Origin of the sequence: Parafrankia sp. EAN1pec (assembly GCF_000018005.1) — a bacterium.
Taxonomy (GTDB): domain Bacteria; phylum Actinomycetota; class Actinomycetes; order Frankiales; family Frankiaceae; genus Parafrankia; species Parafrankia soli.
Window position 1 is genome coordinate 7,867,400 of record NC_009921.1, and the last position, 21,924, is coordinate 7,889,323.

21 protein-coding genes are annotated in these 21,924 nt (G+C 73.3%); 8 read left to right on the forward strand and 13 right to left on the reverse strand.

Annotated features, from left to right (window positions below):
* Nucleotides 1-39 precede the first annotated feature (39 nt).
* From FRANEAN1_RS32260 to FRANEAN1_RS32280, 5 genes are all read right to left on the reverse strand, one after another.
* A complete protein-coding gene (locus FRANEAN1_RS32260; protein ID WP_020463881.1) occupies nt 40-804 on the reverse strand; it encodes an SDR family NAD(P)-dependent oxidoreductase in 765 nt (254 codons plus the stop codon).
* Nucleotides 805-852: 48 nt separating this feature from the next.
* Nucleotides 853-2,571 (reverse strand): AMP-binding protein, encoded by a 1,719-nt coding sequence (locus FRANEAN1_RS32265; protein WP_020463882.1) that lies wholly within the window; start codon nt 2,569-2,571, stop codon nt 853-855.
* 159 nt (nt 2,572-2,730) lie between these two features.
* Nucleotides 2,731-3,903: a branched-chain amino acid ABC transporter substrate-binding protein gene (locus tag FRANEAN1_RS32270; protein ID WP_020463883.1), complete on the reverse strand. Its 1,173-nt coding sequence runs from the start codon at nt 3,901-3,903 to the stop codon at nt 2,731-2,733.
* 220 nt (nt 3,904-4,123) lie between these two features.
* Nucleotides 4,124-5,524, reverse strand: coding sequence for a CoA transferase (locus FRANEAN1_RS32275; RefSeq protein ID WP_020463884.1), 1,401 nt, complete (start codon nt 5,522-5,524; stop codon nt 4,124-4,126).
* Nucleotides 5,525-5,860: 336 nt separating this feature from the next.
* On the reverse strand, nt 5,861-7,072 hold the full coding sequence (locus FRANEAN1_RS32280) for an asparaginase (RefSeq protein WP_041255022.1): 1,212 nt from the start codon (nt 7,070-7,072) through the stop codon (nt 5,861-5,863).
* Nucleotides 7,073-7,274: 202 nt separating this feature from the next.
* Between FRANEAN1_RS32280 and FRANEAN1_RS32285 the strand changes: the two genes are divergently transcribed.
* Entirely contained in the window at nt 7,275-8,468 is a 1,194-nt protein-coding gene (locus tag FRANEAN1_RS32285) for a thiolase family protein (protein ID WP_020463886.1), read from the forward strand.
* 79 nt (nt 8,469-8,547) lie between these two features.
* Nucleotides 8,548-8,784, forward strand: coding sequence for a zinc ribbon domain-containing protein (locus FRANEAN1_RS39885; RefSeq protein ID WP_083788379.1), 237 nt, complete (start codon nt 8,548-8,550; stop codon nt 8,782-8,784).
* A 192-nt stretch (nt 8,785-8,976) separates the two neighbouring features.
* Here the strand turns inward: FRANEAN1_RS39885 and FRANEAN1_RS32295 are convergent, their stop codons facing one another.
* The 5 genes from FRANEAN1_RS32295 to FRANEAN1_RS32315 form a co-directional block, all read right to left on the reverse strand.
* Nucleotides 8,977-9,237: a hypothetical protein gene (locus FRANEAN1_RS32295; RefSeq protein WP_347176838.1), complete on the reverse strand. Its 261-nt coding sequence runs from the start codon at nt 9,235-9,237 to the stop codon at nt 8,977-8,979.
* 171 nt (nt 9,238-9,408) lie between these two features.
* Nucleotides 9,409-9,732, reverse strand: coding sequence for a hypothetical protein (locus FRANEAN1_RS44305; protein ID WP_347176839.1), 324 nt, complete (start codon nt 9,730-9,732; stop codon nt 9,409-9,411).
* Between the two features lie 474 nt (nt 9,733-10,206).
* Nucleotides 10,207-10,632 (reverse strand): DUF2795 domain-containing protein, encoded by a 426-nt coding sequence (locus tag FRANEAN1_RS32305; RefSeq protein ID WP_020463888.1) that lies wholly within the window; start codon nt 10,630-10,632, stop codon nt 10,207-10,209.
* A gap of 86 nt (nt 10,633-10,718) precedes the next feature.
* Nucleotides 10,719-11,468: a metallophosphoesterase gene (locus tag FRANEAN1_RS32310; protein ID WP_020463889.1), complete on the reverse strand. Its 750-nt coding sequence runs from the start codon at nt 11,466-11,468 to the stop codon at nt 10,719-10,721.
* Nucleotides 11,465-12,310 (reverse strand): phospholipid-binding protein, encoded by an 846-nt coding sequence (locus tag FRANEAN1_RS32315; RefSeq protein ID WP_347176840.1) that lies wholly within the window; start codon nt 12,308-12,310, stop codon nt 11,465-11,467. Before FRANEAN1_RS32315 ends, FRANEAN1_RS32310 begins: the two co-directional genes overlap by 4 nt.
* A gap of 1,095 nt (nt 12,311-13,405) precedes the next feature.
* Here FRANEAN1_RS32315 and FRANEAN1_RS32320 point away from each other — a divergent pair.
* The 4 genes from FRANEAN1_RS32320 to FRANEAN1_RS32335 all read left to right on the forward strand — a co-directional run bounded on the left by FRANEAN1_RS32320 (nt 13,406) and on the right by FRANEAN1_RS32335 (nt 16,929).
* On the forward strand, nt 13,406-13,780 hold the full coding sequence (locus FRANEAN1_RS32320) for a MarR family transcriptional regulator (protein WP_230202790.1): 375 nt from the start codon (nt 13,406-13,408) through the stop codon (nt 13,778-13,780).
* 132 nt (nt 13,781-13,912) lie between these two features.
* Nucleotides 13,913-15,409, forward strand: coding sequence for a CapA family protein (locus tag FRANEAN1_RS32325; RefSeq protein WP_347176841.1), 1,497 nt, complete (start codon nt 13,913-13,915; stop codon nt 15,407-15,409).
* Nucleotides 15,410-15,648: 239 nt separating this feature from the next.
* Nucleotides 15,649-16,176: a DoxX family protein gene (locus FRANEAN1_RS32330; RefSeq protein WP_020463893.1), complete on the forward strand. Its 528-nt coding sequence runs from the start codon at nt 15,649-15,651 to the stop codon at nt 16,174-16,176.
* A gap of 123 nt (nt 16,177-16,299) precedes the next feature.
* Entirely contained in the window at nt 16,300-16,929 is a 630-nt protein-coding gene (locus tag FRANEAN1_RS32335) for a phosphoribosyltransferase family protein (RefSeq protein WP_020463894.1), read from the forward strand.
* A 30-nt stretch (nt 16,930-16,959) separates the two neighbouring features.
* Here the strand turns inward: FRANEAN1_RS32335 and FRANEAN1_RS32340 are convergent, their stop codons facing one another.
* Together FRANEAN1_RS32340 and FRANEAN1_RS39890 are read right to left on the reverse strand one after the other, a co-directional pair.
* Entirely contained in the window at nt 16,960-17,208 is a 249-nt protein-coding gene (locus FRANEAN1_RS32340; protein WP_020463895.1) for a DUF6158 family protein, read from the reverse strand.
* Nucleotides 17,209-17,262: 54 nt separating this feature from the next.
* Nucleotides 17,263-17,511, reverse strand: coding sequence for a hypothetical protein (locus FRANEAN1_RS39890; RefSeq protein WP_083788583.1), 249 nt, complete (start codon nt 17,509-17,511; stop codon nt 17,263-17,265).
* Nucleotides 17,512-18,058: 547 nt separating this feature from the next.
* On the opposite strand from FRANEAN1_RS39890, the gene FRANEAN1_RS32345 reads away from it, so the two are divergent.
* Together FRANEAN1_RS32345 and mscL are read left to right on the forward strand one after the other, a co-directional pair.
* The gene (locus FRANEAN1_RS32345; protein ID WP_020463896.1) at nt 18,059-20,401 is read left to right on the forward strand and encodes an Hsp70 family protein; all 2,343 of its coding nucleotides are present in this window, start codon (nt 18,059-18,061) and stop codon (nt 20,399-20,401) included.
* A 186-nt stretch (nt 20,402-20,587) separates the two neighbouring features.
* Nucleotides 20,588-21,022 (forward strand): large conductance mechanosensitive channel protein MscL, encoded by a 435-nt coding sequence (gene mscL / locus FRANEAN1_RS32350; RefSeq protein WP_041256747.1) that lies wholly within the window; start codon nt 20,588-20,590, stop codon nt 21,020-21,022.
* 142 nt (nt 21,023-21,164) lie between these two features.
* On the opposite strand, the gene FRANEAN1_RS32355 is transcribed toward mscL, so the two are convergent.
* A complete protein-coding gene (locus tag FRANEAN1_RS32355; RefSeq protein WP_235013597.1) occupies nt 21,165-21,635 on the reverse strand; it encodes a hypothetical protein in 471 nt (156 codons plus the stop codon).
* Nucleotides 21,636-21,924 lie beyond the last annotated feature (289 nt).

Consider the following 21,924-nt stretch of genomic DNA (forward strand, 5'->3'; position numbering starts at 1 on the left):
ATTCGCACCGAACCCGGAGAACAATATGCTCTCGCCGGATCAGGAGACCTTTTGCGCCGGTCGCATCACGATGTCGGTCACCTCGACGCGACGCGGCAGCTCCACGACCGAGAGCACCATCGCCGCGACGTCCTCGGGCTGCATTAGGGCCTCGGGATCCCAGTCCCGACCCTCCGTCTCGAAAATCTTCCGTTGCATCGCGGTGGCCGTCCGACCAGGCAGGATGGTGCAGACCCGCGGTCCCTTCGGCCCCAGCTCGCCGCGCAGGCTGTCCGCGATCGCGCGCAGCGCGTGCTTCGTCGCGGCGTACTGGCCGACCTCCGGGCTCGCCGACAGGCCCTGGGTGGAGTTGACGAAGATGATGTCGCCCAGCGTGCGAGTGAGATCGGGTAGCAGCAGCTGGGTCAGCGCATACGGGGCCCGCAGGTTGACCGCATACTGATCGTCAAGGTCGGCGAGACTCGCCATCGTCATCGGACCACTGTGGTAGACCCCGGCCGAGTGGACCAGCACAGAGATCTCCCCTAGCTCCGCCCGGGCCGTCTCGACGAGCCGCTCCCGGCCGTCGGCGTCGGTGATCTCGGTGGCGAAGACGCGCAGGTCGACCCGGCCGGCGGCGGCCGTGCGCGCGAGTTGGGACAATGCCGCGCCGTCCCGCCCCGTGGCCAGGACGGATGCCCCGGCGGCGGCGAGGTCGAGCGCGATCGCGTGACCGATGCCGCTGGAGGCACCGGTCACCACGGCCGCCCGGCCCGTCAGGCGGCCCGGGGGCGAGAAAACTCCGTTGAGCGGCAACCGCACCATGGGAGACGAACAACCCTTACGTTAGTGGAAGGTTCAGCCAGCCTCACCCTACGACGAAACTCGCGGCACCGGTCCAACAGGCCCGCCGTGCCGCGCGACGGAGTCGGAATTCCCTGGCGACCGGGGCGACGAGGGTGACGAGCCGTGCGCCGACGGCGCCAGCGAAGCCGGCGGAACTGACGGCGTGAGCATCGCCCGCAGGGCCGCCCGGTCTGTCTTGAGCATGCTGGTGAGCGGGATCGCCAGGACGATCCGCACCTCACGCGGGTACCGCAGCGGCCCGAGCCGCTCCCGCCCGAACCGGACAAGTGCCTCCGCCGAGACGTCCGTGCCCAGGCCGAGCTGGACGAACGCGACGATCTCCTCGCCGAGCCGGCGGTCGGGGCGGCCCATCACGGCCACCTCGGCGATGTCCGGGTGCTCCCGCAGCGCGTCCTCGACGTCCCGCGGGTAGATGTTGAACCCGCCTCGGATGATCAGATCCTTCATCCGGTCGACTAGGTACAGGAAGCCGTCCCGGTCAAGGCGGCCGACGTCGCCGGTGTGCAGCCATCCGGCGCGGACCGCCTGCGCGGTCGCCGCAGGATCACGCCAGTAGCCCAGCATGACGCCCGGCCCGCGCACGCAGATCTCCCCGACCGGCGAACCACCCGCTTCCCCGGGCGGGCCGTCATGGTAGCCGTCGGCGGCGTTCAGGGCCTCGATCCGGAGCTCGACGCCGGGTGCCGGGCGGCCGACGCTGCCCAGCCGGGTCCGCCCCGGTGGCATCACCGTGACGATCGCCGACGCCTCGGTGCAGCCGTAGCCCTCCACGAGCTCGACCCCGGGCAGCCGGCGCGCCCATTCGTCGGCCACCTCACGCGGCAGCGCCGAGCTCCCGGAGACCACCTGGCGCAGCGCCGACAGGTCGTAGCCGTCGAGATCCTGGTCCAGGATCATCCGGGCCATGGCGGGGACGATCGCCGTCTGCGCCACCTGGTGCTCCACCACCAGCTCCAGGAACCGGACGGGCTCGAACCAGCGCATCAGGACAGCCGTCGCCGGCGTCTCGGCGTAGGTGGCCATGACGCTCACGGTCATCCCGTAGACATGCGACATCGGCAGGGGCAGCAGGCCGGGCAGGCCCTCGCCCAACCGCATCGAGTGCACCGCCCACGCGGCCGCCGAGACGTTGTCATGGGAGAGCACCACGCCCCGGGCGCGCCCCGTCGTCCCCCCGGTGTAGAGCAGCGCGGCCATACCGGACGGGTCGACGTCCACCAGGTCGGACTCGGCCGCGGACTCCAGCTCGGCGAACAACAGCACAGGTGGCCCGGCACGGTCGGCGGGCGCGGGCTCGGCCTGCTCGGCCAGCACGACGGCACGCAGCGCGGGCAGGCCCCGGGCCGCCGCGCGGACCTTGTCCAGGAAGTCCGGGGTGGTCACGACGAACGAGGCGGCGCTGTCGGCCAGCACGTGACGCAGGTCCGTCTCCCCGAGCAGGAACAGCACCGGCGTGACGGCCGCGCCGGCCCACCAGGCCGCCTGGTAGGTGATGCCGACCTCGGGACAGTTCGCCATGCAGACCGCGACCCTGTCCCCCGGCACGAGCCCGGCCGCGCGCAGCCCGCCGGCCAGGCGCCGGGCCCGGGCCGCGAGCTGCGCGGCCGTCCAGCGCCGCTCCTCGAAGATCAGCGGACCGGTGCCGCCGGTCCGCTCGATGGACAGCTCGGCCAGCCGGCCGAGGCTCGTGCCCGAGGGCACCGCCGTCGGCGTGGACGCGATCATTCGGTAGGAACGATCATTCGGCTGACACGGTCATTCGGCGGCCTGCCCTCTTTCCGCGGGACGCGACACGGAAAGCACATCGTCCCTCGCCAACAGCGACTAGGCCATACGAGGCCACGCACCGAAACACGAGCACCGCTGACGGGCGACGGGCGAGTGTCAGGAGCCGATCAGGTCCGAGATCCGTCCAAGATCCGTGATCTCACCGTCCTGCACCTTGTACAGGTAGACGGTCGAGCGCTTGAGCTCGCCGTTCTCCTCGAACTCGATCTTCCTGGTGAGGCCGTCCCAGCTGACGGTGCGGAAGGCCCGCGCGACGGACTCCCGGCTGATGTTGTTCCCGAGCCGCTTCAGGACGTCGACGACGGCCCAGGTGGCGTCGTAGGCCTCCCCCGAGTAGGTCCCGGGCAACGCCCCGCCGTTGACGTCCTTGTACGAGGCCACGAACTCCTTCGCCGCCGGGTCGGTGTCGACGTCGCTGCAGGCGCACGAGAAGTAGGCGCCCTCGGCGGCAGCCGCGCCCGTCCGCGTGACGAAGTCCGGGTCACGGGTCGCGTCCCCGCCCATGACGGTGCCCGTGAAGCCACCGTCCTCGAGCGCCTTGTTGAGCAGCGCGAAGTCGGCGTACTGACCGGAGTAGAAGAGTACGTCCGGCGCCTCAGCGATGATCTCCGCTGCCTCGCGGGTGTAGTCCCGGGCCGGGTCGACGCCGCCGTGGACGACGTCGACGCCGTCGGAGAACAGCTCCGCCTCCAGCGCGGTGGACAGGCCGATGCCGTACTCGCTGCGGTCGTCGACCGAGTACACCTTCCCCGCGTCGAGGACGGTGGAGATGTAGTCGGCCGCGGCCCGGCCCTGCACGGAGTCGGGGGCGACGACCCGGTAGAAGGTGGTGAAGCCGAGGTCGGTGAGCGCCGGGGCGGTGGCGGACGGGCTGACCGAGAGCAGGCCGGCCTCGCTGTAGAACGGCTCGCTGGCCTCTGTCGCGTCCGAGAGCATCGGGCCGATGACGGCCACCGCATCGGAGTCGTCGATGAGCCTGCGCGCGGCGGCCGGCGCCCGCTCGGGTGACCCGCCGTCGTCGGAGGAGACGAGCTCGACCCGGAACGGCAGGCTGGCGTCCGCGTTGATCTCCTCGATCGCCGTGCGCACCCCGTAGAGGGCGTTGACACCCAGCTGCTCGTCGTCGCCCGACAGCACGCCCTGGAACCCGATGGTGACCGTCCGGCGGCGGTCGCCGGACGAGGAGACACCATCACCGCCGCAGGCCGCGACGATCATCACCGTCATGGCGGCGGCGACGATCGCGCCCAGGGCCGGTCGCCTGATCATGCTGTCTCTCCTCCGGTTTCACCGCCGCCCGCGGGCAGTCCGGCACCTGATTCTCGACGGCGAGCCGAGGGGGAGGTCCGGCCGCGGCCCGGAGTCCACGGAGCCCGTCCCGCCCGCCGCCGAGATGTCGCAGACCCAGTCCTACGCGACGTCGACCTGCCACATGGCACGAACGGCCCGATCGGGCCGCACGCCCGGGCCGCACGCCCGGGCCGGGCGGTCAGGCCGGGCGGGGCTCCCAGTCGGGCGGGCTGGTGCCCAGCGAGGCGGGCGCCATCGTCCAGGCCGGTGCCCGGCCGTCGACCGTTCCCGGTGGGGCCACGTAGGAGAGCTCCCCGAACTCGCTGCGCAGGCGCCGGCAGAACTCCTCCGCGTCGGCCCGGGTCGGGTCCGGGGCGGCGAGGGTGTCGTGGTGGCCGAGGCTCTGCAACCACCGGCCGGTCTGGGCCAGCGAGACCCGCACCTGCCAGCTGCCGCCCTCCACCGCGCGCCGGGCCAGCGCCGACAGCACGCCGTGCGCCGCCAGATACCCGGTCGCGTGGTCGAGAGCCTGGGCGGGCAGCGGACGGGGCGCCTCCTCCCCGCTGGCCTCGGCCTCCGCCCACGAGATGCCCGACGCCGTCTGGACCAGGCTGTCGAAGCCCCGCAGGCCGCTCCACGGCCCGCTCCGGCCGTAGGCACTGATCGTCGCGACGACGATCCCCGGGCGCAGGCGCGCCAGCGCGTCCGGACCGAAGCCCAGCCTGTCCAGGGCGCGCGGGCGGTACGCCTGGAGCACGACGTCCGCCGTCGAGACGAGCTCCTGCAGCCTGCGGGCGTCCGCGGCGACGCGCAGGTTCAGGAAGGTGTTGCGCTTGCCGAACCCGGTGTCCATCAGCGCCGACCGGACCTCCGGCAGATGCGCGGCGCCGACCCGCAACACCTCGGCGCCGTGGGAGGCCAGCGTCCGCCCGCAGACCGGGCCGGCGATGACCCGCGTCATGTCCACCACGCGGATACCCTCGGCCGGCAGGTCCGCCGGCTCGGGCCGCAGCGCGGGGGCGTCCCCGATCCGCTCGGTCTCCAGCACGGGCAGCTCGGCGACGGCCTTGGCCTGCCGGTGCGCCCGCCACTCGTCCTCGTCGCGCGCCATCGTGGCGCACATCCCCATCGCCTGGAGCTCGAGCTCGAGGGACTCGGCCTCGAAACGGGCCACCGACCGCTCGACCGCCGCCCGGTCGTTCGGCGTGTCGAGCAGTTCCAGAATGCCGTTGCGATGATGCGGGAAGTTGCAGTGCAGCTGGATCCACCGGTCGTCGGCCGTCCGGTAGTAGCCCGAGATCGGGTCCCAGGGGTTGGGCAGCGGACGTCCGTCGAGCCGCAGGTACCGCTCGCTACGGAAGGCCGCGCTGGCGTGCCGGGTGTCAACGGTGACCGCCGGCTGGGACGGGCTCCCGTTGCGCGCGGCCAGTAACCGGCCCGCGCCGACGGACGCGGCGGCGACGCTGGCCGTCGCAATGGTTGTCACCTGGTAAAGGCTCGGCAGGACGTCCGGGGGGCCGGTCACGGTCAGGCGTTCGGTGACTCCCGGTTCGTCGACGAGCGTCGCGACCTGGGCGGCGATCATCGAGTTGTCGGACATATCCCCATCCTGTAAAGCGGATCACGCGTGTCGCCTGATGTGTCACCGGACGAACCGTCCGGGCTGCTCCCGCCCCCAGATCATGTCCCAGAGTGAGGCTTATGTGACGGACAGCATTGCACACCCACGCCATCACGCGCACGTGACACCGCTTTCAGGCACGTCAAACCACCCGACCAAGCGCCCGCCAAGCGCCCGCCAACCCCCGGACACCGGGCGGGCACCGCGGCCGGAAGCCCGGAACCCGCTCACCGGCCCGCGCTCACCGGCGTTCACTGAACCACCACGGCCGGGCCCCGACGGGACCGGGGCCGGCAAGCCGGACCGCCGAACGCCTCAGGGGGCGGACGGCAGGAACGGGCGCAGCCGACCGACCGGCACCCCGCCACCGAGCACCGCGGGAGCGGCCAGGGCGTCGAGCCTGCCGGCATCCAGGCCCACGGCGGCGCCCGGGCCCGGGGTGGGGTCGAGCGCGCCGATGCGGCGCAGCGCGGTGACCAGGACTGGCATAGCCGCACGCTGGGAGCCGTCCTCGATCTTGACCGCCACCGCGTACCCCGCCGCCGTCGCCGCGACGGTGACCCCCTCGGCGCCGTCCTTCGCGATGATCCACGGGGCGGCGAGCATCAGCTCCGTGTCCGGTCGCCCCGGACCGCCGATGAGGGCCGGGAAGGCCCGCATCGCCGCCGCGACGCGCTGCCGAGGCGAGCGCGGGCCGGCGGCGGCGAGGGCGATCTCGCGCATCCCGTGGGCGAGGCCGAGCAGCGGGATGCCGAACAGCGGGGCACCGCAGCCGTCCACCGCGGTGGACGTGATCGTGGCACCGGTGAGCTCCTCGATCACGGCCCGGATCCGGCGCTGCAGCGGATGCGCCGGGTCGGTGTAGCCGGCCACCGGCCACCCGGCCGCGACGCAGGTGGCGATCATCCCGGCGTGCTTGCCGGAGCAGTTCATCAACAGCCGTTCGGGCCCGCCGCCGGCGGCCAGGTGCCGCTCGTGGGCGAGCCGCCCGATGGGGAGGTCGGCGGGGCAGGCCAGGGCGTCCTCGCCGCGCCCGGCCGCCGCGAGCACGGCCCGCACGGCCGCCAGCTGCTCGGGCTCACCGCTGTGCGAGGAGGACACGATCGCCAGCAGCTCGGACGGGATTCCGCCGCCCCGTTCGGAGGCGGCCCCGCAGTCGGGATGGCCGGAGTCGGAATCTCCGACGCCGGAAGCGGGATCGCCCGCACCGGAAACGGCGGCAGCACGGGAAGCGGCGCCTGCACCGGAGCCGAACGCCGCGTCGAGCCCGGCGAGCAGCATCCCGACGGCCTGCATCGGCTTCACCGTGGACCGCGGGGAGATCACCGCGGTCGGGTCGCCGACCGACAGCACCACCGCGCCGGCCGGGTCCAGCCCGACGACGGTCCCCCTGATCCGGCTCTCGACCAGAACCGTGGCCATCCCGGTGTCGGTGTCGGTGTCGCGGTCGGTGTCGCGGTCGGTGGCGGTGTCGCGCTCGATCCACGCGACCACCGGCGGGGCCACGCCTCCCCCGGACTCGCTCATGATCCGGAATCGTTCATGATCGCGAATCCGTCATGCACATCAGGGTATGCGCGCTCCCCGCCGCCGCCCGGGACCCGCACCCGGACGATCCGCCCGGCCGGCGGTCACAGCTCCATCAGTTGCCTTTTCCAACTAACTGCGCGCACACTGGGAAAACCAGTGAGTTTGGTTTTCGAACTCACTCCTGGAGAAGGAGCCTCCGATGCGTGACGCCGTCGTCGTCGAAGCGGTGCGGTCCCCGATCGGGCGGGGACGCGCCAGCGGCAGCCTCGCCCCCGTCCACCCCATCGACCTGCTGGCGCACAGCATCTCCGCGGCCGTCGAGCGGTCCGGCGTCGATCCGGCGCTGATCGACGACGTCATCGCCGGCTGCGTGACCCAGAGCGGGGAGCAGGCCGCGAACATCGCCCGCTGGGCGACCCTGGCCGCCGGACTGCCCGAGTCGGTGCCCGGGACCACCGTCGACCGCCAGTGCGGCTCGTCCCAGCAGGCCGTCCACTTCGCCGCGCAGGGCGTCATCGCCGGCGCCTACGACATGGTCCTGGCCTGTGGTGTCGAGTCGATGGGGCGGGTCCCGATGGGCTCCGCGACGCTCCCCGGAGACAGCCACGGCACCCGGATCAACGCCCGCTACCCGGACGGGCTGATCTCGCAGGGCATCAGCGCCGAGCTGATCGGCGCGCGGCGGGGCCTCGGCCGCGCCGAGATGGACGAGTTCGCCCTCGCCAGCCACCAGCGCGCCGCCACCGCGGCCCGGGATGGCCTGTTCACCCCGGAGATCGCGCCGGTGAAGGTCACCGGGCCGGACGGGTCGGTCGTCGAGTTCTCCGCCGACGAGGGCATCCGCCCGGCGTCGAGCACGCAGGCCCTCGCGGGTCTGCGCCCGGCCTTCTACGACGAGGCCACCGCCGCGCGTTTCCCGGAGATCGGCTGGAACGTGACGGCCGGCAACGCCTCGCAGATCAGCGACGGCTCCGCCGCGCTGCTGATCACCACCTCGGAGCGGGCCCGCGAACTGGGGCTGCGCCCGCTCGCCCGGCTGCACAGCTTCGCCGTCGTCGGCGACGACCCGTTCCTGATGCTGCGCGGCGTCATCCCCGCCACCCGCCGGGTGCTGGAGCGCTCGGGCCTGAGCCTGGACGACATCGACCTGTTCGAGGTGAACGAGGCCTTCGCCGCGGTCGTGCTGGACTGGCGCGCCGAGATCGGCGCATCGGCGGAGAAGGTCAACGCCCGGGGCGGCGCGATCGCGCTCGGCCACCCGCTCGGCGCCAGCGGCGCCCGGATCATGACGACCCTCGTGCACGCGCTGCACCAGACCGGCGGCCGGTTCGGGCTGCAGACGATGTGCGAGGCGGGCGGCCTCGCGAACGCGACCATCATCGAGCGCCTCTGATCAGGCACCCCTGACAGGTGCATGCTCCGGGTGGGCGATCGGCCGGCGCCGCGGCCGATCGCCGGCCTATCCTTGGCCGGTGCCCGCATACGAGTACCGATGCCGTGTCTGCGACGCGTCCTTCGAGGTCCGCCGCGGAATGAACAGTGACACGACCGCACCGGCGCCCTGCCCTGCCGGCCACGCCGAGACCTCACGGGTCTTCTCCGCGGTCGCGGTGAGCCGCGGCGCATCCGCGCCCGCGATGGCCACGGCGCCGGCCACCGGGGGCGGCGGAGGCGGCGGGGCATGCTGCGGCGGCGGCTGCTGCGGCTGACAGCCACACCACCGCAAGCAGGTTCGGGGCCCGGCAGGCGAGCCAGGCCCCGGTCGGGCCGACCGAAACGATGTGTGACGGCTGAGAGTGTCCATGGACTCACTCAGCCGCCACGGTTGCGCTGGAAGGGCCGTGGGTGGCGCTCACGCCAGGGGTGAGCGCCGTCCGCGCCACAGGTGAGCGCCGTCCCGGTTAAGGATGAGCGTCGTCGCGCGGGCGGGTCGTGCGGGCGGCGGGCTGCAGGCTGCGGCGCGTGCGTGCGGCTCGGCTACGGGTGCCGACATCCACCTGGCGGTCGCGTTGACCACCGACGGCGGCCGCGCGCTCCGCGTTGAGCCGCCTGGTGATGATCTGCAGGGTCTCGTCGCGCTCCCGCTCGTCGAGGCCGTCCGCCAATGTTGCCAGCAGGTCGGAGGATCCCGGCCCGCACACACCGCCCAAGGTCCCAGCCATGGCTGTCCCCTACCCACCTCGGCGGTCCGGCACGCCTTGGCATGACGGTTTGCGCGCCACCTCAACTACGGAAAGTAATTAACAGCCCCGCCGGTGAGTGGGCCATATGGCCAGCCACTGGCGGCTGGTCACCGGCTCACCACTGGTCGCTGACCAGCCGCCAGTGGCCCACTAGTCGCCGGCCGGACGGTCGCGCCGTGCCCGGCGCTGGACGCGGCGGGCTGTCGTACTGCCCGTCCGTGCCAGCCCGCGGGCCGCCCGGGCGGCCTCCCGTCGGCCGACGGCGGCGGCGCGGCGGGCACCGGCCCGGATCTCCTCGGTCGGGACCCGCCAGTCGACGCCTGGACGGCCGAGCACCAGCCCCGTCGCGGCGATCAGCGTCCAGAATCCGAAGACGGCCCCCACCGCGAACAGGTCCAGCGCGCCGACCAGTGCCGAGGCGACGAGCAGAACACCCGCGCCGACAAGCCCGAAGGCGACCGGATGCGCGCCCACCCACCCGGACACCCCGTTCCCGCGCCGCGCGGCCGCGGACCGGGCCGGAGCCGGACGACCCGGAACCCGGCGGGCCGAAGCCGCGCCAGCCGTGACCGCGCCAGCCGTGACCGGGCGAGCCGAAGCTTGTCGGGCCGGTGCCTGACGGACCGATGCCCCACCAGCCGAAGCGGGGCGAGCCGGAGCCTGACGGGCCGGTGCGGGCGCACGCGCGCCCTCCGCGTCGACGGGGTCGGGGCGCACGCCGATCGGGCTGGGTACCTGCGGGCCACCGAAGGGCCGGCGCCGCTGGCGGGAGCGTCGTTCCAGGACAGGACCATCCATGCCAGCGTCTGTGCCCGTGCTCCGGAGCGTCATGCCTGCCTCGCCCACCGATGTGCCCCCTCACCCGCGACGTTCCTCACCCCGGTTCCCGGTTTACGGCACCAGCGCCCCGCACCCGCGGCTCGCCCGCGTGCCCCGCCCGGCGCGGGCTCAGTACCGGTGCGACTCGACGTGTGCGTCGTCGCGCAACGCGCGCCAGAGCTGGCCCAGCGAGGTGAACTGGACCCCCTCGGGCGCCGCGCGGACCTCGTCGACCACCCGGTCCGGCGCGTGCTGGTGGCGCAGGTGGTCCATCACCTCGTCCCGCTCGGCGGGGAAGACCGCGCGCCCGAGCCAGCGGGCCAGCTCCGAGCGTTCCTCGACGTCCACCGTCGTCATCCCGGGCGGAGCACTGCCGAGGACGCCGGCGCTGTCCGGGCGGGAGGCGAGCGCGGGGGCGTCCTCGCCAGGCGGTTCCGGTGACCTCCATTCCTCTGCTCGGGTGTCCCGGCGCGCGCGGACGATGCCGGCGACCTCGTGGGCCATCAGCTCGTCGCGCTTGGGCCCGTGCTTGGCGCTGCCACGATCCATCGACATGCGGCGTCCTCTTTCCTCGTGATGCCTTCGTCGCGTTCCTCGTGAAGCCCTCAGCCCCCTGGTACCCGAAACGCGAGGGAAGGTGCCTAGACGGATGCCGGAACCGCCGCGGCCGGGTCGAGCCGGGCGCTCACCTCATACAGCGCGAACGCCTTCCCGATCACCGGACGGGCCACGTTGCGCACCGGGACACCACCGGCCGTCCGCCCCTTCTCCGTCCCCCCGTGGGCGTGCCCGTGCAGTGCCAGCTGGGCGCCGCCGGCGTCCACCGCCTCCGCCAGGTGGTAGCTGCCGAGGAAGGGGAAGATCTCCGGCCGCTCGCCCGCGAGGGTGTCGGGGACGGGCGCGTAATGAGTGAGAGCTACCCGCACGTCGCACTCCAGGCTCTCCAGGGCGGCTCGCAGACCCGCGCTCACCTCCTTGGTGTGCCGGACGAACGCCTTCATCTGCGGCTCCCCGAAGTCGCTGCCGCTGGCGCCCGCGAAGCCTCCGCCGAAGCCCTTGACCCCGGCGACGCCGAGGCAGCACCCGCCGGCCCGAACCAGCGCCACGGAGCCCTCGAGCACCTCGACACCGGCCTGCCCCAGTACGGCGGCCACCTCGTCGGCCTGATCGCTGTGGTGGTCGTGGTTGCCGAGGACGGCGATCACCGGGATCTCCGACGTCGCGAGCTCGCCCGCGGCGACCTCGGCCTCGGACACCCGTCCGTGCTGGGTCAGGTCACCGGCGACGAGGAGGACGTCGGCCAGGTCGCCGATCCCGGCCAGGCAGGGCGCGAAGGACCCACGCGAGTCGGTGCCCAGGTGGATGTCCCCGACCGCGGCGATCCGGATCACGACACACTCTCCATCGTCGACGGTGAGTCGCGCTTCGACACGATGACGTCGTTGCGGACGGGCCGGCCGGGCACGGCGTCGGCCAGCACCGCGTCGACCGCGCGGCGGCGGGCCTCGGTGGCCACCTCCCCGCGCACGGTGATCCCCTCCGGGCCGACGGCGACGTCCAGGCCGAGCTCGGCGACCCGCGGATCCTCCGCCAGGCGCTCGTGCAGGTCACCGGCCAGGTACTCCGCCGGCTCGGTGACGTCCAGGACGGCGACCGGCTCGGCGGCGCCCGCGGCACCCACCCCGTCCACGGCATCCACGGCGCGTGCGGCGCGCGGCGGGGTGACGACGTGCGGCGGGATCAGCTTCAGCCGGGTGGCGACCAGCAGCACGGCCTCGGCGAACGGCGACTCGGCGGTGGCCCGGCGGACCTGCTCCCAGTCGACCTGCTCGCGCATCGCGCGGATCATGGGGATCACGCGGCCGAGGTCGCAGTACCGCTCGTCGAGGGCGAGCAGGGTCATCTCGAACCAGTCGGTGGCGTCGAGGACGGGCATCCGGACCGAGTCGACGGACATCTCGCTCGAGCGGGCCAGCATCTCGTCGGTGACCGCCCGCCCGACCGGGTGATGGATCAGGTCGACCAGGACGTCGCCGTCGAAGACCTTGGTCAGCCAGTCCTCGGGCGGGTCCACCGGGCGCAGCCCACCGGCGCAGAGAACCTCCACGGCACGCGGGACGTCCGCCTCGCGGAGCATGAAGTCCACGTCGTGCACGGGCTCCGGCCCGCCGCGGGCCCAGCACGCGTAGCTGCCGCCGAGCGCGAAGGGGATCTCCGCCTCTTTCAGCGTCACGGCGACACGTTTGAGACTTTCCCGCAGACCGCGGGGCGCATCATCCATGGCCATCGGGGTACCCGCGCCGATCGTCCTGACTCCCCGAAGGCCGCATCCGGTGCCGGGACCCCCCGCATCGGGCGGCGCGCGGGCGCATCACCGCCAATTCGGACACAACAGCGCGGCAGCACCTCAGTGACAGAGCCGGCCCCATGTCGTGTTCACGACACGTACGCACACGGTCTTCCGGCGGCGGCAACTGCACGCGGCCGACGCCGTTCCACCGCCTACCGCTTCCGCGGAACGCCGGTCGGAAGGCGCTCCGGCGCCCGCGTCCGGGCCGTTGTTCACGGCCGAGACGAAGAAGTGCGCCTTGTTGTTCCCGCGCGGGACGGGCGTGACGTACGCATCCCTCAGAGCGAGGAGTGTACGCACCATCCGGTAGCCGCCGACGATATTTCCCGACATAGGTCCCGCGGACATATGCACTCCCGCAGTCGCCACACGCCGCCGTGCTGCGCCGGAGCGTGCTTTGAAGCCGCTGGTCCCGCGCTTCGGCAACGGCCCTGACGGGCTACGCCGAGCTGTCGGCGATGACACTGTCGGGCCAGTGGAAACTGTCCATCCGGCATAGCTCGGCCCGTGCGGCGGCGCGGTCGACGCGGGCGGTGAGACCCCACGGACACCACGAGAGACACGCGGCGCGGCGACCGATGACCGGTCAGCGGATATCTTTCGGCGAGTAGTGATGTTTTGACGCATGCCGGATGAGTTACCCGTTCCGGGGGGTCGTCCTGGCTCGATTCCTCCGGCTTGCCGGCAACGGGCGTAGAGATGCGAGATGATGACCAACGCGAAGCCCTGCCGTCGCGCGCTCGAACGTCCCCGCCCTCCAGCCCGGAATGGAACGAAGCCCTGACCCCGCCCGCACGAACCGAGCATGTGACCATCGAAACCGGTGAGGACGCCGTGAACCAGCGATACCCGGGACCGAGACGGCCGGCCGAGGAGACCGACCCCGGCCGCGCGCGGCCCGTAGCAGACCTGTCGACACACCCCGGACAGCTTGCCCGCCGTCTGCAGCAGGTCACATATCAACTGTGGACCGCCACTGTGTCCACCGAGACAACCCCGCCACAGTTCGTGGTTCTCAACAGCCTGCTCGCCGACCCCGACATCGACCAGCGCACGCTGGGCGAACGGGCGTCGCTGGACCGCTCCACCGTCGCCGACGTGGTCGCGCGACTGGTGCAGCGGGGGCTGATCCGCCGCGTGCGCGATCCCCGTGACGGCCGCCGCAACGTACTGCGGCTCACGCAGCGCGGCGAATCGACGCACAGCCATGTCGCTGGGCGGGTGGAGCGGATGAACGACCTCCTGCTCTCCCCGCTCTCGGCGGACGAACGCACCGCCCTGCTCTCCATGCTGACGCGGATCGTCGAGTCCGTGCCGGCGATCTCGGCGGCCGAGGGGAACGCCGCCGTCTGACGGCAGGATCGACCTCACCACCGACAAGATCCGATCAGCACCGGATCCAGCTACTAAAAGTAGTGAGGCCAACACCCATCGCCTAGGTTGAGAGGGGTCCGCCCCTCCGATCAGGCCCAGGCGATGGGAACGATGTCCCGCAGACGCTCCGCACGCGGCCCGCGCCGCGGCCCGCCTCGCCCGGCGGGCCGTTCCGGGCCGGCGGGAGCCGCGGAACGCCACGAGTCACCGCCGGCGGCGGGTCACAACGACCCGCCGCCGGCGCGGCACGACCCGCCGCAGGCGCGGCTCCTGGTGGCGGCGGTCTGCGTCCTGGCGATGGCGGCGCTGGGCCTCGGGCTCTTCTCCGATGTCCTGACCCGGCACGTCCTGACCCTCGGCCCTGGCCGGGCCGGTGGCCCGCCGCCCGCAGGCAGCGGCGGGGGGCCACCCACGCGGGGCGCCACGACGGAAGAGGCGGAACAGCCCCCCTGGGGCGCTGCGACCGGTCAGCGGCCGGGGCCGGTGTGGCCACCGCGGGCCGGCAGCCCGTCCGATGCCGGGGACACGACCGAGCTCACCCTGACCTTCAGCGGCGATCTGGTCCTCGACCCGTCCAGCGCCCGCGCGGCGCTGGCACCGCTCGGCAGCCTGTTGTCCTCCGCCGACCTCGCGATCTGCCGCGGGCCGGCTCCCACCGCCCACCCGGAGGTCATCGCCGAGGCCCTGCGGCGGGTGGGCTTCGGCGCGTGCGCCACCGCGTCCGGCCGGGCGGCCCGGCTGGGCGGTGCTGGGGTGCGCGGCCTGCTGGACGCCCTCGACGGCGCGGCGATCGACCACAGCGGCACGGCCCGCGAGCCGCTGGACGCCGCCACCCTGTCGCTGCTGCCCGTGCGCGGCGCGCAGATCTCGCTGCTGTCCTACACCGAGGACGCCGGCACCGACCCCGCTCCCGGCTCACCCGGAGCGGACCCGCCCGGCTGGACGGTCAACGAGCTGGACCCGGCGCGGATCCTGCGGGACGCCGCCCGCGCCCGCCAGGCCGGCGCCGACCTCGTCGTGGTCGCGCTGTCCTGGGCCCCCGACCAGGCCGAATCCGCGCGGAGCGCGCCGACGGGAACAGCGCCCACGGGGACGGCTCCGACGCAGCGGCAGCGGATGACCGCGCGCGAGCTGCTCCGCTCCCCGCTCGTTGACCTGGTCGTGGGCACCAGCGCCGGCACGGTGCGGCCGGTCGAACGCGTCGACGGCAAGTACGTCGCCTACGGGACGGGCTCGATCACCATCCCGGCAGCGGGCGGCCTCAGCGGCGGTGCCGGCGGCGTCCCTGGCGGGGAAGCAGGCGCCGAACCGGGCGTGGACGCCGCCGGGCGGGACCGGGAGCGGGACGGCGCGCTCCTGCACGCCCGGGTACGGCGCACGGCGCTCGGCTGGATGGTCGTCGGTCTCACCTACAGCCCGATCTGGACGGGGCCGGACGGCGTCGTCCGCCCGGTAGCGGACGCCCTCGACGACCCGGGCACGTCCGAGGCGGCACGGGCCGAGCTGACGGTGTCCTGGCTGCGCACCGTGGCCGCGCTGACCTCGCTGGGGCAGGTCGACGGGGTCCGTCCGGAACGGGTGCCGCGCCAGCCCGGGGCCGGTGCCTGACGCCCGGTGCCGATCGGCTTCCTCCGCATCCGGCCCAACATCGGAGTGAGCGGTTACTTTGGCCTCCAAGCTGTCGAATCTGGGCCGCAGTACCGCTACCGTCTGATCTCATCGTCCACCTGACCCACGACGGCGCCGGTTCCACAGGCACCCGAAACCGGGCACCCACAACCGATCACCTACACCCGATGGTCCGAACCGGTCCGGACCGGCCGGTCCCCTCCTGGGAGGCAGTACCCGTGACCTCGCCCGACACCGCGGCGCTCATATTCAGAATCATCGTCGGCCTCACGCTGGTCGCCCACGGCTACAACCACGTCTTCGGGCCCGGCGGGATCCAGGGCACCGCGGGCTGGTTCTCGAGCATGGGCCTGCGGCCCGGCATCGTGCATGCCTGGACGTCCGGCCTGGTGGAGATCGCGGCCGGCTTCGGGCTCGCCTTCGGCTTCCTGAACTCGTTCAGTGCCGGTGCGATCATGGGGACGATGGTGGTCGCCGGGATCACCGCGCACCGCAAGAACGGCTTCTTCATCTTCAAGCCGGGCCAGGGCTACGAGTACGTGCTCATGATCGCGGTCCTGTGCCTGGGAATCGCCATCCTCGGCCCGGGCAAGGCCTCGCTCGACCACGCGATCGGGATCGACGACGACCTCAACGGCTGGGTGGGCGCGATCATCGCCCTCGTGCTGGGAGTCGGCGGCTCGGCTGGCCTCCTTGTGACCTCGTGGCGCCCGAACAAGCCGGCATCCACGACGCCGGCGTCCTGACCCGAGACCACCTGACCCGAGACCACCCGAGCCGCGACCACCGAGCGGGCCGCGCCACGGAGGACCGGACGACGGATCGCACCACCCGGGTCATGGCGGGCACGGCGGGGTAGGCCCACCCAGGTGTACCTGTTCGCCGACCGGCGCGAGGCCGGCGCGCTGCTGGCGGACCGGCTCGCCGGCTCCGCCGCGGGCGTGCTCGTCCTGGGCCTGCCCCGGGGCGGCGTGCCGGTCGCCGCCGAGGTCGCGAGCCGGCTCGGCGCCGAACTGGACGCGCTGACCGTGCGCAAGCTCGGTGCGCCCGGCCAGCCCGAGTACGCCATCGGGGCGATCGCGACCGGCGGGATCCGCATCGTGAACGAGCCCGCGATGCTCCGGCTCGGGCTGGCCCCCGGCGTCGTCGACGCCATCGCGGACAGTGAGGAGCACGAGCTCGCGCGCCGCGAGCACGCGTACCGCGGTGACCGGCCGCCGCCCGCGGTCGCCGGCCGCGAGGTGATCGTCGTCGACGACGGCCTCGCGACCGGCGCGACCATGGTCGCGGCCGTGCGGGCGATGCGCTCGGCCGGCGCGGCGCGGGTGACCGCCGCCGTACCGGTCGCCTCGGGTCAGGGGGCGCAGACCCTGCGGCCAGAGGTCGACGCCCTCGTCTGCCTGGCCGTCCCCGACGGCTTCATGGCCGTCGGCCCGTACTACCGCGACTTCGGCGCCACCACGGACGACGAGGTCCGCGGACTCCTCTCCCCCGCGTGACGCCTCCGGATCGCGGCGGTGGTCGCGGTACTAACCCGCGACGCCCGCGGCGCGGCGACGGCCGGCCCGCGTCCGCCGCGGGTCCGGGCTGCCCGCGTCGGGGAACCGGCGCAGGTACTCGCGTTCCAGTTCCAGCATCCGCTGGGTATGGGTCTCGAAGGCGTCCTCGCTCCCGGCCAGGAACGTGTCGTGCCTGGTCAGGTGCAGATGCCGTACTTCACGGACGAGGTCGGAGTCGGAGAGTTCGGGCGCGGGAATTCCCTCGGGGCGGTGGCTCATGAAAGACCACTACCCCGTGCGGACGCATCTCCCACTCCCCGATGCGCTTCGCGCTCACGCCGGGGCACCACCGGGCAACAGGTCCGGCCCCGGCATCGGTGGGACGGGATCGGGCAGCGGGCTGGGCGGGACGGGATCCGGGTCGGGGCTGGGCGGCACCGGATCGGGCCCCGGCCCCGGCGGCACCGGGTCCGGGCCCGGGCCGGGCGGCACCGGGTCGGGAACCGGGCTGGGCGGGACGGGGTCGGGCCCCGGGCCGGGCGGCGTCACCGCGCGCCAGATCAACCCCGGACCCGCTGCCACGGCGCCACCCCCGGCGGCTCCCACGGCACCACCCGTGGCGGCTCTGGCGGCACCATCCTGGGCTCCGCCCGCGGCTACGCCCCCGCCGTCATCCGGTCCGACGTCCACCCTGTTGATCAACCCCATGCTCCTGGTCCACATGGCCGGAACCTCCTCGTCTCCGCATGGCCCAGACCCGCTCGCCGTGCGCCGGCGTCTGGTGATCTCTCTCGTCGCCTACCCGCGTCACCGCGGGGCACACCCCCGCGCGGCCGGTCCGTGATCGCGTGGCCACCCGTCGGCCACCGGTCAGCCACCCGTCGGCCACCGCGGCTTCCCCTCGGCCCGACCGGTCGCGCCATGACGTCGGACGGCCACGCCCAGCGGTCACGGACATCCCTGGTGGGACGCGCCCGGCGGCCCGTGGGCGGCCGTCGCTACGATTCCCGGGATGCTTCGGCCATCTCCGGACAACTCACCTTGATCAACAGGTCGGACGCCCGACCGGCGGTGAGGGATCGCCTCTGTCCGGTTACGTAGGCCTGCGACGTCGACGGGGAGGGTGCCGGTGGTGGAGCCGATCCTCGCGATCGACTACGGCACCTACAGCGCGTCCGCGGCGCTGGTCGTCGACGGCAAGGTGGCCACGGTCCGGGAACCCGCGAGCGGCGCCGCCGGCTGGCCGGCCTCCGTGTTCGCCGATGGTGAGGTGCTGGTGGTCGGCACACTCGCCGAGCGCCGCAAGCGGATCTGGCCCGCGGCCTACCGCGGCGGGGTCAAACGTGACCTGACCAGGAACGCCGCCGTCACCCTGGACGGCCGCGCCCACCAGCCGGCCGCGCTGGTCACCGCGGTGCTGGCGGCGCTGCGCGCCGAGGCCGAGGTCCAGCTCGCCGGGGAGGCGCTGCGCCGGGCGGTCGTGACCGTGCCGGCCAGCTACGACCCGGCCGGGCCGCTGCGGCGGACGATGATCCGGGCCGCCGAGGAGGCCGGCTTCGTCGACGTCGACCTGCTCGCCGAACCGGTCGCCGCAGCCTGGGCGCCGATGGGCCCCGCCGGCCCGCAGCCCGGCAACCTCGTCCTCGTCTACGACCTCGGCGGCGGGACGTTCGAGGCGGCCCTGGTGGTGGTCGGCGAGGACGGCCGCCACGAGCTGCTCGGGCACGCCAGCCTGCACGACTGCGGCGGGCGCGACTTCGACCAGCTGCTTTTCGACGAGATCCTCGGCCACTACGGGCCGGGCCTCGAGCCGCTACTCAACCCGACCGGCGTCGGCGAGGTGTTCCAGACCGCCGCCAGCCGGACCCGCCACGAGCTGCTCGACTTCGCCCGCGCGGTGAAGCACCAGCTCACGGACGTCGCCTTCGTCGAGGACGTCTTCAGCCCCGCCGGCCTCCTCGTCAGCCTGGAGCGGGACCGGTTCGACAAGCTCGCCTCCCCGACCCTGGCCCGGACGATGGCCTGCTGCCAGCACCTGCTGGAGAGCACCGGCATCAGCCCGGAGCAGCTCGACGGCGTGCTGCCGGTCGGCGGCTCGTCGCGGATGCCGGTGGTCACCGAGATCCTCGCGGGCCGGCTCGGCGTGGGCACCGACTGGCCGCACCAGCACGTGTTCACCGCGCCGGAGCCGGACCAGGCCGTCGTGCTCGGCGCGGCCTCCTGGGCGGCGACGGTCTCGACCCGGCGCACCGTCGCCGCGCGGCCCGACCCGGTGGTGCGGCCGGCCCGCTGGGACATTCCCGGCGGACGGGCCACGATGGTCCGCTGGCTGGTCGAACCCGGGGCCCGCTTCGACGCCGGGGCGGTGCTCGCCCGCGTCCGGCTGACCGACGGCGCGCTGTTCGATCTGGCCTCCGAGGGTCCGGGCAGCCTCGTGGAGACCCACGCCGAGCCGGGTTCGGCCGTGCGCGACGTCGACTGGCTGGCCACGACGCTGCCGTCCGGCCCCGCGCCGGCCGGCTCGGCCCGGCCCGCCGACCTGCGCGGATTCGAGCGCAGCAACCGACCGTCCCGCAACGTCGAGGTGACGACGCGGGTGGCGCTGACCGGCCACGAACGCGACGTCACCTCCGCCGCGTTCTCCCCCGACGGCCGGCTGCTCGCCACCACCAGCAAGGACGGCACCCGGCTGTGGGACACGACCACCGGCCGCACCGTCGGACGGCTGAGCGGGCGCAAGATCTCCGCCGTGCACGGCTGTGCGTTCTCCCCGGACGGCGACCTGCTCGCGACCACCGGCAGCGACAAGACCGCGCGGATCTGGGAGATCGCGACCGAGCGGCTGGCCCTCACCCTGGCCGGCCACAAGGGCCCCGTCTACGGCTGCGCGTTCTCCCCGGATGGCCGCCTGCTCGCGACGGTCAGCACGGACCGCACGGTCAAGCTGTGGGGGGTCTCGACCGGAACCAACATCGCCACGCTGACCGGGCACCGCGGCTCGGTGTACGGGTGCGCGTTCTCCCCGGACGGCCGGCTCCTCGTCACCGCGGGCGCCGAGTCGACCCTGCTCTGGGACGTCACGATCGGCGAGACGATCACGAGCCTGGCCGGGCACACCAACTTCGCGAACGGCTGCTCGTTCTCCCCCGACGGCCTGCTGCTGGCCACGACCAGCAACGACGGCACCCGCCTCACCGACACCCCGACCGGGACGACCACACTCACCCTGCCCGGCTCGGCGCAGAGCTGCGCGTTCTCCCCGGACGGCGTCCTGCTGGCGACGGCGAGCACCGACGACACCGCCCGGCTGTGGGACGTCGCCACCGGGACGGCGGTGGCGACGCTGACCGGTCACAGCAGCACCGTCATGGCCTGCGCGTTCGCGCCTTACGGCCTGCTGCTGGCCACCACCAGCACGGACAAGACCGCCCGGCTGTGGGACATCACCTACACGCCGGACTCGGCGCGCTGACCGGGCTGCGCACCCGGATCTCACGCATCCGATGACCTGGGGTTTTACTCCCGATCATCCGGCTATAGCCTCCCCTCGGCAGTTTTGGTCCGAGGTTGTGGAGGAACAGGCGTGTTCGGGTGGCGGAAGGTCGTCAGTAGTGGTCGCGGTGTCGTCGAGCCCCCGACGCGGCTGATCACTCCGGGGCTGCGGGGCTTCAAGCAGTTCCTGATGCGGGGCAACATCGTCGACCTGGCCATCGCGGTGGTCGTCGGCACGGCGTTCACGGCCGTCGTCCAGTCGCTGGTGAAGAACATCTTCACGCCGTTGATCGCCGCGATCGGCGGCGAGCCGGACTTCTCCAGCCTGACGTTCACCATCAACGACAGCAAGTTCAGGTACGGGGCGTTCATCAACGATGTGATCGCGTTCATCGTTGTCGCGGCGGTGATCTATTTCGTGATCGTCCTGCCGCTCGCCAAGGCGAACGAGATGCGCCGGCGTGGCGAGGAACCGGAGCCGCAGGAGGAGCCGGCGATCAGCGACGAGGCGAAGCTGCTCACCGAGATCCGCGACCTGCTCGCGGCGAACAACAACCCCGCCGCCGCGCCGCTGGCCGGCCAGCCGCCGCAGTACGGCTGACGGACCAGCGACCGGACGGCCGACCCGCCAGGCTGGGCTCGCCGTGGGCCCAGCCCGGCGGCCTCGAACCCGGGGCTCCAGTCGCCGGTCACTCGAACCCCGGGCGCCACGCGCCGGACGGGCGCCTCAGCCGAGGCGCCGGTCAGGCGTCGAAGCCGGGCTGGTCGCTCGGGCACTCCAGGTCGAGATCCGCGGCGACGGCGCTCGGGACGATGCCACAGCCGACCTCGTAGCTGCCGATCTGGATCAGCTCCCACCCCGAGTCGCCACGGTGCAGGACGCCCTCGGCCCGGTCGACCTCGTCCGTGACGGGCACGAGCTCGACCCAGGCCCAGCTCTGGTCGCTGCGGGCGAGGACGGTGCCCGTGACCCGGTAGCTCTCCGGCGGGACGGCGGACGTGAGGGCGCTGCTCCGGACCGCGTTCACGATCACCGACGACTCCTGCGCCGAGGGCACCACGGTGCCGGGCCCGCCGACGCTCGCCGTGACCACACCGACCCGCTGCGCGGGCACCGGCGGCGCGACCGAGGTGGACCCCGACACCGCGAACGCCGTGCCGACCGTTACGGCGCCGGCGGCCACGACCGTGGCGGCGGTGACAGCGGGACGCACGGCACGCCGGTGGCCACCGGGGCGGGTGGACCGGCGTGGCGAGGCAGGACTGCGGTGGCGGGCCATGGGGTGCACGTACCCAGTCTGCGCAGATGAACCCACCAAATCGAGCGAGTTACCGGTCAGGCTGCCGACAGACCACATCCCACCCACTGCACGCATATGATCACGTTGCGGTGCAAGGGATGCCAGTACCACCAGATGCGACATGCCACCTGGTGGACCGGGGTGAGGACACCATCCGGCCCACCCGCCGCCCGACTCAGTGACGCGGCTCAGCGGCCTCGAT